10 protein-coding genes are annotated in these 11,821 nt (G+C 56.3%); 1 reads left to right on the plus strand and 9 read right to left on the minus strand.

Annotated features, from left to right (window positions below; translation table 11 throughout):
- The first annotated feature begins 225 nt into the window (after positions 1-225).
- Entirely contained in the window at positions 226-588 is a 363-nt protein-coding gene (locus IT893_RS17585) for a hypothetical protein (RefSeq protein WP_197146127.1), read from the plus strand.
- A gap of 83 nt (positions 589-671) precedes the next feature.
- Here the strand turns inward: IT893_RS17585 and IT893_RS17590 are convergent, their stop codons facing one another.
- From IT893_RS17590 to uraH, 9 genes are all read right to left on the minus strand, one after another.
- Entirely contained in the window at positions 672-1,754 is a 1,083-nt protein-coding gene (locus IT893_RS17590) for a BMP family ABC transporter substrate-binding protein (RefSeq protein WP_063086755.1), read from the minus strand.
- A gap of 211 nt (positions 1,755-1,965) precedes the next feature.
- A complete protein-coding gene (locus tag IT893_RS17595) occupies positions 1,966-2,886 on the minus strand; it encodes an ABC transporter permease (protein WP_197146128.1) in 921 nt (306 codons plus the stop codon).
- Positions 2,886-3,965, minus strand: coding sequence for an ABC transporter permease (locus IT893_RS17600; protein WP_197146129.1), 1,080 nt, complete (start codon positions 3,963-3,965; stop codon positions 2,886-2,888). The genes IT893_RS17595 and IT893_RS17600 overlap by 1 nt, the downstream gene beginning before the upstream one ends.
- A complete protein-coding gene (locus tag IT893_RS17605; RefSeq protein ID WP_064779943.1) occupies positions 3,952-5,586 on the minus strand; it encodes an ABC transporter ATP-binding protein in 1,635 nt (544 codons plus the stop codon). The genes IT893_RS17600 and IT893_RS17605 overlap by 14 nt, the downstream gene beginning before the upstream one ends.
- Positions 5,587-5,649: 63 nt before the next feature.
- Entirely contained in the window at positions 5,650-6,123 is a 474-nt protein-coding gene (locus IT893_RS17610) for a nucleoside deaminase (protein WP_197146130.1), read from the minus strand.
- A 368-nt stretch (positions 6,124-6,491) separates the two neighbouring features.
- Positions 6,492-7,532 (minus strand): xanthine dehydrogenase accessory protein XdhC, encoded by a 1,041-nt coding sequence (gene xdhC / locus IT893_RS17615; RefSeq protein WP_197146131.1) that lies wholly within the window; start codon positions 7,530-7,532, stop codon positions 6,492-6,494.
- Between the two features lie 3 nt (positions 7,533-7,535).
- Entirely contained in the window at positions 7,536-9,941 is a 2,406-nt protein-coding gene (gene xdhB, locus IT893_RS17620; RefSeq protein ID WP_197146132.1) for a xanthine dehydrogenase molybdopterin binding subunit, read from the minus strand.
- A complete protein-coding gene (gene xdhA, locus IT893_RS17625; RefSeq protein WP_197146133.1) occupies positions 9,934-11,430 on the minus strand; it encodes a xanthine dehydrogenase small subunit in 1,497 nt (498 codons plus the stop codon). Before xdhA ends, xdhB begins: the two co-directional genes overlap by 8 nt.
- An 8-nt stretch (positions 11,431-11,438) precedes the next feature.
- Positions 11,439-11,792: a hydroxyisourate hydrolase gene (uraH, locus tag IT893_RS17630; RefSeq protein ID WP_064779948.1), complete on the minus strand. Its 354-nt coding sequence runs from the start codon at positions 11,790-11,792 to the stop codon at positions 11,439-11,441.
- Positions 11,793-11,821 lie beyond the last annotated feature (29 nt).

An 11,821-nucleotide genomic window follows, 5' to 3' on the forward strand; every position in this document is an offset into this window, starting at 1 on the left:
ATACCTAACACAGTAATCTGGAATTATTATTGGATAAAGTATTATCCGATTAGTAGATATTCAACCTGCGCTTACCATTTTTCTTTCTGCGCCAATCACGGATTTCCACTATCGGTAATCCACGCGACATGCGCGAAACCGGACACAACCCCCTTCATGAATTAAGCAACTTTGTAACGATTTCATGTATCATCGCTGCAAACGGGAACCGTCAGGGACACACCGATGTCGAAAGATCTTCGGAATTTTCCATATCGTGTCGTTATTCACGAGAAACATTCCGCCCAAGCTGTGCTGGACTGGCTCGACATCAATGTCATGAGCAAGAACTGGACGATGGGTATTCGGAATATCGAACTCCCGCGTGGCGACCAGAATGCCCCGATTGTCGATATGGTGATCTATTTCAGTCGCCGTGAAGATATGGAACGCTTCCGCGACAAGTGGGCCGGTAAAACCCGCGAACACAAGGTCAAGCTGCATGGCTGGCGCGCAGCACTCTATGCCCTACGGCATCCAAAAACCGAAATGATCGCCTATGAAAAGTCAGATGAACCAAGTCGGCCCAATTCCAAGAAGCCATCCTGACAAACCGTCATAAGAAAAGCCCCGCGCAAGCTAATGCACGGGGCTTCGTCATTGAACCGATCCGGATGGATCGGAAATCCGACTTATTTCGGCAGTTCGGCATCGATGCCTTTGATGTACCAGTCCATGCCAAGCAGCATGCCGTCATCAGCAACTTCGCCTTCTGCAACGCGCAGTTCGCCAGCCTGATCATAGATCGGGCCGGTGAACGGGTGGAATTCACCCGAAGCAATCTTGGCAGCGGTTTCTTCTGCCAGTGCTTTCACGTCGTCAGGCATGTTGGTGTACGGTGCCATTTCGACCATACCGGTATCAATGCCACCCCAGGTGTCTTTGGATTCCCAGGTGCCATCGGCAACGGCCTTGGCGCGGGCAACATAGTAGCTGTCCCAGTTATCAACGATCGCGGTCAGCTGTGCCTTCGGTGCGAACTTGATCATGTCAGATGCCTGACCGAAACCAAGAACGCCACGGTTTTCAGCAACCTGAAGCGGTGCCGGGCTGTCGGTGTGCTGAACCATGATGTCTGCACCCTGGTCAATCAGGGCCTTGGCAGCATCGCCTTCCTTGCCCGGATCATACCAGGTGTTGGCCCAAACGATTTTGACCTGCACGTCCGGGTTAACCGACCATGCGCCCATCATGAAGGAGTTGATACCACGGACAACTTCCGGGATCGGGAAGGAACCAACATAACCAACGATGTTCGACTTGGTCATTTTACCGGCGATCACACCAGCAACATAACGGCCTTCATAGAAACGTGCGGCATAGGTCGACAGGTTGTCGGCACGCTTGTAACCGGTTGCATGTTCGAATTTGACATTCGGGAACTGCTTGGCAACTTTTTCGGTCGGGTTCATGAAACCGAACGAGGTGGTGAAGATCAGGTTGTGGCCGGTCTGGGCCATCTGACGGATCACGCGTTCAGCATCGGCACCTTCCGGCACGCTTTCGACATAGCTGGTCGATGCGGCATCGCCGAGTTCAGCTTCGATGGCCTGACGGCCAATGTCATGACGGTAAGACCAGCCGTGGTCACCAATCGGACCGACATAGATAAAACCGGCCTTAACGTCTTCGGCCTGGGCTGCACCCATGCCGGTTGCGAGGGCACCAACAGCCGCAACGGCGGCAAGTGTGCGCTTCACGAGGCTTGCATTCATAGTTTCAGTCTCCCTGTTAGACACTCAATCAGGATTTATACGTAATTCCTGATCGCAATCAATGACGCGTTCCTGCACAAACCAAATCTCAGACAAACCGGCCAAGCCCTGCCCGGTTTGTGTGAGGTTTGGCAAGCACAGTCTTCCTCCCGTCGTCGGGCCGAAACATCATTTAACGTGTTCCGGTCCCGCGGTTAAGGCCACCGAAACCCTATTGGGCGGCCCTGAACGCCTGACCGATACAGGCCGGCGCATTCAGTCTGATTTTCGCACGGTCGCTGGAAATAATCACCAGCACGATTACGGTCGCCAGATACGGCAACATCGACATGAACTGGCTGGGCACATGAATGCCCGCACCTTGCGCATGCAACTGCATCACCGAGATCAGGCCAAACATATAGGCCCCGGCAACCAGACGTCCCGGACGCCACGTGGCAAACACCACCAGCGCCAGCGCAATCCAGCCGCGACCGGCTGTCATGTTTTCCGCCCACATCGGCGTATATGACAGCGACAGATACGCGCCACCAAGGCCCGCCATCGCCCCGCCAAACATGGTGGCCAGATAGCGGATCTTGATCACCGAATAGCCAATCGCATGCGCCGAATGATGGGAATCCCCAACGGCCTTAAGAATGAGGCCAGCACGCGATTTGGACAGGAACCAAGCAATCCCGATCACAGCCGCGATTGACAGATAAACCAGGAAATCCTGCCCAAACAGGATCGGACCAATGATCGGAACGGCACTGATGCCCGGGATCGAAAGGGCTGGCAGCGGATCAATCGCAAAGCCGACAAAGCCCGATCCGACGAGGGCCGAGAAGCCTACCCCGAAAATCGTCAGCGCAAGACCGGTCGCCACCTGATTGGCCATCAGCGTCAGGGTCAAAAATGCAAAGATCAGCGACATCAATGTGCCCGCCACAACAGCGGCCAGAATACCAAGAGAAGCCGATCCGCTTGATGCCGTCACCGCAAAACCGGCAATCGCGCCCACCAGCATCATGCCTTCAACACCAAGGTTAAGCACACCGGATTTCTCGGTAATCAGTTCACCCGATGCCGCCAGCAAAAGCGGGGTCGAGGCGGTGATCACGGTCAGGATAAAGGGAACAATCCATTCCATTATGCGGTTCTCCCTTTTGCCGCGATGGAGCCGAAACGAATGCGGTATTTGGTCAAAACGTCACTGGCCAGCAGGAAGAACAGCAAGATCCCCTGGAAAAGTCCGGTCACAGCATTGGGCAGGCCGAGTGTAATCTGCGCCAGTTCCCCCCCCAAATAGGTCAGTGCCATGATCAAACCGCCAAACAAAATGCCCACCGGATGCAAACGCCCAAGGAACGCCACGATGATCGCGGTAAAGCCATAGCCCGGCGAGATCGATGGCTGAAGCTGCCCGATGGGGCCGGACACCTCAAACAAACCGGCCAGACCGGCCAGCGCACCACCCAGAAGAAGCGTAAACCAGACCATACGTTTTTGACGGAACCCGACATGGCGGGCGGCCTGCGGGGCCTTGCCGACAACGCGCAACTGGAACCCGATCACCGATTTCGACAGCAACAACCAACCGGCGATTACGACAAACACGGCAACGGCCGTACCAAGATGCACACGCGATCCTTCAAAGATGATCGGAAGCAAACCGGCATCCGGGAACGGACGGGATTCCGGGAAGTTGAACCCTTCCGGGTTCCGCCAAGGACCATGCACCAGGAAGCTTAGAAACAGCGTCGCGACATAGGTCAGCATCAGGCTGGTCAGAATTTCATTGGCATTGAACTTTGTCCGCAGCAATGCCGGGATCGCCCCCCAAAACGCACCGCCCAGCGCGCCCAGCACAAACATCGCCGGCAGCAAAAGCACGCTTTCGCTGTCATGGAAATAAAGCGCCAGACCACCGCCGAAAATCGCCCCCATGGTCAACTGGCCTTCCGCCCCGATGTTCCAGACATTGGCCCGGAACCCCATGGCAAGACCGACCGCAATGATGACAAGCGGGGTCGCCTTCACGAACAGCTCGGAAATGCCATAGCTGTTATTGATCGGCAGAATGAAGAACGTATAAAGCGCGTCAAACGGGTTCTTGCCCATAAAGGCAAAGATGATCCCGCCGACGACAAGCGTCATAAGGATTGCCAGAACCGGCGACAGATAAACCATCGCCTGTGAATGCTGGCGGCGGGGTTCAAGCCTGACCAACGCGACCTCCCTCTACTTGCGTGTTGTTCGCCGGGGTCGCGTTGCCTTCAAGATCATGAAGCCCCCCCATCAACAGACCAATTTCCTCGATGCTGACATCGGCCATCGGACGCGGTTTGGACATTTTGCCCTCCGCCATCACCACCACCGAGTCACAGATGGCATAAATCTCGTCCAGATCCTGCGAAATCACCAGAACCGCTGTGCCTTTGGCCGCCAGATCCAGCAATGCCTGATGAATGGCACTGGCCGCCCCGGCATCAACACCCCAGGTCGGCTGGGAAATCACCAGAACCCCCGGGTCCTGCAAAATCTCGCGCCCGACGATAAATTTCTGAAGGTTGCCGCCCGAAAGCGATCCGGCTTCGGCCCCCGAACCAGTGGTGCGCACATCAAAAGTCTTGATGATGTTATCGGCAAAGGACTTGGTCGGGACTTCGCGGATCAACCCACGGGCCGAGAGCGCCATACGGCGGAATGCGGTCAAAAATCCGTTTTCCGACAGGCTCATGTCCGGCACAGCCCCATGACCGTTGCGTTCTTCGGGAACAAACGTCGCGCCAAGTCGACGACGGCGGCGCGGGCCGAAATGCGCAACCGACTTGCCATCGATCTTGATGCTGTCCGGGGCTGCTTGCTGTTCGGTTTCCCCGGCAAGGGCGCGGAACAGTTCGTTCTGACCGTTGCCGGCAACCCCGGCAACGCCCATGATTTCACCACCGCGCACCTCAAGATTAATCCCCTTAAGGTCGGTACCGAACTGTTCATCACTTTCAAGCGACAGATTGGAAACCGCAAGCCGCACATCCCCAAACTCGCGGGATTTACCCCGATCCGGCGCGGTCAGTTTCTGGCCGATCATCATTTCGGCCATCGATTTTGCGGTTTCTTCGCGCGGGTCACAGCCGCCAACAACCTTGCCACCGCGCAGAACGGTCGCCTTCTGGCACAGCGCCTTCACTTCATGCAGCTTGTGGCTGATATAAAGGATCGCGCAGCCTTCATCGGCCAAACGACGCAGCGTCTCAAACAGCTTTTCGACTTCTTGTGGCGTCAGGACCGAGGTCGGCTCGTCCAGGATCAGAAGTTTCGGGTTCTGCAACAGACAACGCACGATCTCGATGCGCTGACGTTCCCCAACCGACAGCGTGTAAACATGACGATCCGGATCAAGCGGCAGGCCATAGGTCTTTTCGACCTCAAGCACCTGCTTGCGCAGCGCATCCATATCGCGCACGTCATTCATCGCCAGCGCAATGTTTTCAAGAACCGTCATGGTTTCAAACAGCGAGAAATGCTGGAACACCAGACCGATCCCCATTTCGCGCGCATCATGCGGGCTTGCAATCGTGACCGGCTTGCCTTCCCAGATCAGCTCGCCCTCATCGGCCTGCAGCACGCCATAGATGATTTTCACAAGCGTACTTTTGCCAGCACCGTTTTCCCCCAACAGCGCATGGATTTCACCAGGCTCGATACGGAAACTGATATCGTCATTGGCCAGACAGCCCGGAAAGGCCTTGGTTACGCCGCGCACTTCCAATTGCGCAGGCCCACCAGCCCCCTTCACGGTATTTGCCCCGGCTTCACCGGTCGTTGACGTCACTGTTGCCACCCCCATTTAGCGATATGTCTTGCATCCAGCACGCGGTTTTACCGCATAACGCATTGCAGTCAAACGGTCTCAATATTCGATCTTGTCGGCTTTGGCATCCCAGGCGGCAAACACTTCGCGCGCTTCGGGCAAATCGACATGCACGATTGGCAATGAACGATCTTTGATCGGCTTTGCCACCTCATCATAAAGAAACTGATCATCAAATCCGATGGCAGCAGCATCTTCGCGGCCATTGGCGTAATAGATCTTGTCAAGGCGGGCCCAATAGATCGCAGACAGGCACATCGGGCAAGGTTCGCAACTGGTATAGATTTCACAGCCCGACAGATTGAACGTCCCAAGCTTGGCACAGGCTGCGCGAATGGCGCTGACCTCGGCATGCGCCGTCGGGTCGTTCTGGGACGTTACATTGTTCCATCCTTCTGCAATCACTTCGCCATTGCGAACGATGATTGCCCCGAACGGACCACCGCATCCCTCATCCATCTTTTGCCGCGACAAATCCACGGCATGGCGCATATGGCCCTTGGCGTCACACACAGCCAAACTCTCCTCTACGAAACCTCTGGTCCGGTTGCCCGAACCGCCTGACAGGCCGTCATTGCGCGGCCCTTTATCATTAATATTGCCCTCAAAGAAGGCTTTAGGGTCAGGACCTACTAATTTGGTTCGAATGGTCGCTCAGATTTGTGCGGATACGCGAAGCAAAACCGCAGGAAGATATTTATCTTTCAAGGTTCTGCGACAAAGTAGTCCGTGCAAATCTGAGTGATCCGAAGGACAGAGCTTATATTTGCAAACTCCTGCGTCAAATCCCTTGAACGGGATGCCGACCCGTTCAGCGGTATCTTCCTTGTATTTCACAAATATAAGCTCTGCCATTCCAATCAAATTAGTAGGTCCTGACCCTAGCCGTCGCCCAACCCGTCTGATGCGGATTTTGGCATTTGCGTTTGCGTCATCTGTGCTTCACGCACCGATAACACCTGTGCGGCAACCGATGCCGCAATCACCACCGGCTGTTTGCCGGTAATGCCTTGAATTCCAATCGGAGTGGTCAGACGACCGATTTCAACCGGGCTCAACCCCCGATCAGAAAGACGTCGGATAAAGCGTGCACGCTTGGTTTGGCTGCCGATCATGCCAACAAAACCAAGATCATCGCGCACCAAAGCCGCCCGGCAGATCTCGAAATCAAGCGCATGGTTGTGCGTTAAGATCAAAACATGCGCCCCGGCCGGTATATCGGCAACCTCAGCTTCGGGCTTATCACTTTGACAGACCTGAACATTTTCGCCTTCAACACCCGCCAGAAACTCTTCACGCGAATCGATCAGGTGAATATCAAACGGCAAAGGTGCCAACGCCTGTACAACCGCCTTGCCAACATGCCCGGCACCAAAAATCCACATCGGCGTGCGCGCGTCATCAAGGCGCAAACAAAGGGTTTCCACCCCGTTTAACGTAACAATCCCGCCACGGGCCGCACCAAAACTGCCTGAGAGCATCTTGGCATGCGCGCCACTTACGCGCCCGATGTCACTGCAATCGGTCGGTATGGTCACCCAATGGCCATCCGCACGGATCGGTGCAGTTTCGATTTCGTGCAAAACCGCGCGCAGCGTTTCTTTGGCAACCCCGCGCAACAGATGAAAACCAACCTCGACCGATCCACCACAACATTGCCCAAGACCGGGACCCAGCGGGAACCGCGCGATCTCGGCAACGGCCATCTTGTCGGCACCCGCGTCAAAACCTTCACGCACCCGGCGTGTGACCTGATGTTCAAGGTTGCCACCACCAATCGTGCCCGAAATTGCATCCGGCGTGATCAGCATAAAGGCACCCACTTCGCGCGGGGTCGATCCGCGAATGGCCGCAACACTGACCAGCATCACCGGACCGGGTTGGGACAACAGCCTGATATGATCGCGCCGCGACAGGGTCATGGCCTATTCCCCCGCCATTGAATGGGCTACATCGGCCGAATGCGCGTTCTCGATCATGCGCTTGGCGCAATCGGCCACGGCATGCAAAACCGCCTCGGGCGTTGCCGGGGTATCAAGGGCCGGGACAACCTTGTGATTGGCAACCGATGCCACCGCATCGGCAATCGCACGATGCACCGAAATTGCCAGCATCAAGGGTGGCTCACCAACCGCCTTGGACCGGTGAATGGTTTTTTCAACGTTTCGTCCGGACGACCATAGCTCCATACGGAAATCTTCCGGTCGATCCGAACATGCCGGGATTTTATAGGTCGACGGCGCATGGGTACGCAGGCTGCCTTTGTCATCCCACCACAGTTCTTCGGACGTCAGCCAGCCCATGCCCTGAATGAAGCCGCCTTCAATCTGGCCAAGGTCAATCGCCGGGTTCAACGACCGGCCGACATCATGAATGATATCAACCCGCGTCACCTTGTATTCGCCGGTCAGTGTGTCGATCAAAACTTCGGAACACGCCATGCCATAGGCAAAGTAATAAAACGGCCGTCCCGATGCGCTTTCGCGGTCATAATGGATTTTCGGCGTGGCGTAATAGCCCGTGGCCGACAGCGACACACGCGCCAGATAGGCCTGCTTGATCAGATCGGCAAAGGCGAGCTCTTCCTTGTCGCCGACAATGACCTTGCCCGGCACAAAGCGCACCGCACTTTCCGCCACACCATATTTCTCGGCGGCAAAGGCAATCAGGCGGTTCTTGATCGTCATCGCCGCATCGCGTGCGGCCATGCCGTTCATGTCCGCCCCGCTTGAGGCCGCGGTTGCCGATGTGTTGGGAACCTTGCCGGTATTGGTGGGCGTGATCTTGATCTGATCGAGATCGATCTGGAATTCCTCGGCCACGACCTGGGCGACCTTGATAAACAGGCCCTGCCCCATTTCCGTCCCACCATGGTTCAGATGCACAGACCCATCCTGATAGACGTGGATCAGCGCGCCCGCCTGATTCAGGAACGTGGTGGTAAAAGAGATCCCGAACTTCACCGGCGTCAGGGAAAGCCCCTTTTTCAAAACCGGGCTTTCGGCATTGAACGCCGTAATCTCTTCCCGGCGCTTGCGATAGTCGCTGGCTTTCAGGATATCGTCGGTCAGTTCCGAAAGGACATTGTCTTCGACCACCATATGGTATGGCGTCGTGTTGCGATCCTTGGTGTCGTAATAGTTGGCAATGCGGACATCCAATGGATCACGCCCGACGGTCATGGCGATTTCATCAATGATGCGTTCAATCGCAACCATGCCCTGCGGCCCGCCAAACCCACGAAACGCCGTGTTGGACACAAGATTGGTTTTGCAGCGGTACGACCGAATTTCGACATCGCCAAGGTAATAGGCATTGTCGGTATGGAACATCGCCCGGTCGGCAATCGCGGCTGACAAATCAGCGGAAAAACCGCAATTGGCAGCGTATTGAAGATCAAGGCCGCAAATCCGCCCGGCATCATCAAAGCCAACATCATAATCGACAATGAAATCATGACGCTTGCCGGTCATGACCATGTCGTCATCGCGATCAAGACGGAACTTGGCCGGACGTCCGGTTTTGGTTGCAACGATGGCGGCCAGCGCTGCCCATTGCATCGCCTGCGTTTCCTTGCCACCAAAGCCCCCGCCCATGCGGCGCACTTCGACCGTGACCGCATTGGCCGGACGGCCCAGCACATTGGCAATATTGTGCTGCACTTCCGATGGATGCTGGGTGGAGCAATGCAGCAACACATCGCCATCCTCGCCCGGAATGGCAAAGCTGATATGGCCTTCAAGGTAAAAATGGTCCTGCCCGCCAATCTCCATCCGCCCGCCATGGCGATGCTTGGCGCGTGCCAATGCCGATTTAGCATCGCCCTGCTTCATCACATGCGGGGGCGCGACAAAAAGCTGCTTTTCTAGGGCCTCGGCAACATCCAGAACCGCGGGCAGTTCTTCATATTCGATTTCTGCCAACTTGGCAGCCGCACGGGCCTGTGCCCGGGTTTCCGCCGCCACACAAAACACCGGCTGGCCATAAAACTGCACGATGCCATCAGGCAGGACCGGCTCATCATAGGTATGCGCTGGTGAAACGTCATTCACACCGGGAATGTCATCGGCGGTCAGAACACACACCACGCCGGGGGCCGAGCGGACCTTGGACAGGTCCATCTTGGTAATCTTGCCATGTGCAATGCTTGATGCACCCGGCGCCAGATGCAGTGTTCCGAACGGCTCATTGATGTCATCAATATAGACCGCCTCGCCCGCCACATGTTTCGGGCCGCTATCATGTTTGGAACTTGATCGAACACCACCGCTCAGTCCTGCGGTCGGTGCAACAACCTCGTCCATATCGGCTTTCAAAGCTTGATCAGACATGGGCCGCCTCCTTGCCAACAAGGCGGGTGGCAACGTCCGGCGCATTGGTTTCAATAAACAGCTTGGTCAAAAGATTCTGCGCCACCAGCATGCGGTATTCCTTCGATGCCCGCATGTCGGTCATCGGGGAAAACTCGCTGGCCAGTGCCATTTGCGCCGCATTCAAATTGGCTTCATTCCAATCCTTGCCAATCAGGGCCGCTTCGCACTTCTTGGCCCGCATCGGGGTGCCCGCCATGCCACCAAAGGCTGCGCGGAATTCAGAAACCTTGCCGTCATCATCAACCTTGATGGCAAAGGCCCCGAGAACGGCCGTGATATCCTGATCAAACCGTTTGGAGATTTTATAAGCCTTGAACACCAATCCGCTGTGCGGTTTGGGCACAATCACGCTTTCAACAAACTCGCCCGCAACCCGGTCCTGCTTGCCATAACTGATAAAGAATTCTTCGAGCGGCACTTCACGACGCACATCGCCCATGCGCAACACAATCTTGGCCCCCAGCGCAATCAAGGCTGGCGGCGTATCGCCAATCGGTGATCCGTTGGCGATATTACCGCCGACAGTCCCGGCATTACGGATTTGCCGTGAGCCAATCCGGCGCACCAATTCACCAACATCGGCGGCCACCCGACCCAGCGCCTCATGCGCCCGGCTATAGGTGACACCGGCCCCGATAATCAGCGCATCTTCGGTTTCATAAACCGATTGGATATCGGCGACATCGCCAATGTAAATGATCGGATCCAGACGCTTCAGCATCTTGGTCACCCAAAGCCCGACATCCGTGCCCCCGGCCAGAACCGTGGCATCCGGGTGCGCCACCAAAAGGGCGGCTAACTCATCAGATGTGCGCGGTGCGAAATAGCGCCCGGCGGGATGTTCAAGCGCCAGCGTGCCTTCGCCTTCGACCATGGCGGTCAGTTTGGCGGCAATATCCGCACGGCGTTTTTGCTCCGCACTGTCGTTGGCTGCCACACCACCCGCCTTGCGCGCGGCTTCGATAATCGGGCCATAGCCAGTGCAACGACACAGGTTCCCGGCCAGCGCATCATTGATCGCACCGCGATCATCCTCGCCACCATCCAGCCACAGCTGATACAGGCTCATGACAAAACCGGGCGTACAGAAACCGCATTGCGATCCGTGGGTATCGACCATCGCCTGCTGCACCGGGTGCAGGGTACCGTCCGTCGATTTAAGATGCTCCACGGTCAAAAGCTGTTTGCCATCAATGGTCGGCACGAACTGGATGCAGGCATTGACCGTGCGATACGCAATGCCGCCCTTGCCATCCGGTTCGCCCAGCAAAACTGTGCAGGCACCACAGTCACCCTCGGCACAGCCTTCCTTGGTTCCGGACTTGCGCTCGGAAAGGCGGAGATATTCAAGAACTGTCATCTGCGGATCAATATCGCGCAGGCTGCGTTCCTCGTCGCCGAGCAAAAAACGGATATCAGAACGGAAGGATCCGGTCGCACTTGCCATGTCTGTCCTCAGCTGCCGCGATAGGTGGAATAGCCGAACGGCGACAGCAACAGCGGCACATGGTAATGCGCCTGCCCATCAGAAATGCCGAACCGGATCACGACCTGATCGAGGAATTTCGGATCGGGAAGTTCCGTACCGCTGGCATCAAAGTAATCACCGGCATGGAAAACAAGCTGATACTGGCCGGGTTTGAAAGAGGCACCCTCAAGCATCGGGCCTTCGGTGCGGCCATCGGCATTGGTCACGGCTTCGGCAACCATGTCGTCATGGCCGTTACCAAAGCGATGCAGCTCAATGCGGATTCCGGCGGCCGGGCAGCCTTTTGCCGTATCCAGTACATGGGTGGTCAGTCGTCCCATGCCGGGCCTCCTCTCTCGTTCTTAAATTT

Origin of the sequence: Thalassospira sp. A40-3, from assembly GCF_015871485.1 — a bacterium.
GTDB classification, from domain to species: domain Bacteria; phylum Pseudomonadota; class Alphaproteobacteria; order Rhodospirillales; family Thalassospiraceae; genus Thalassospira; species Thalassospira tepidiphila.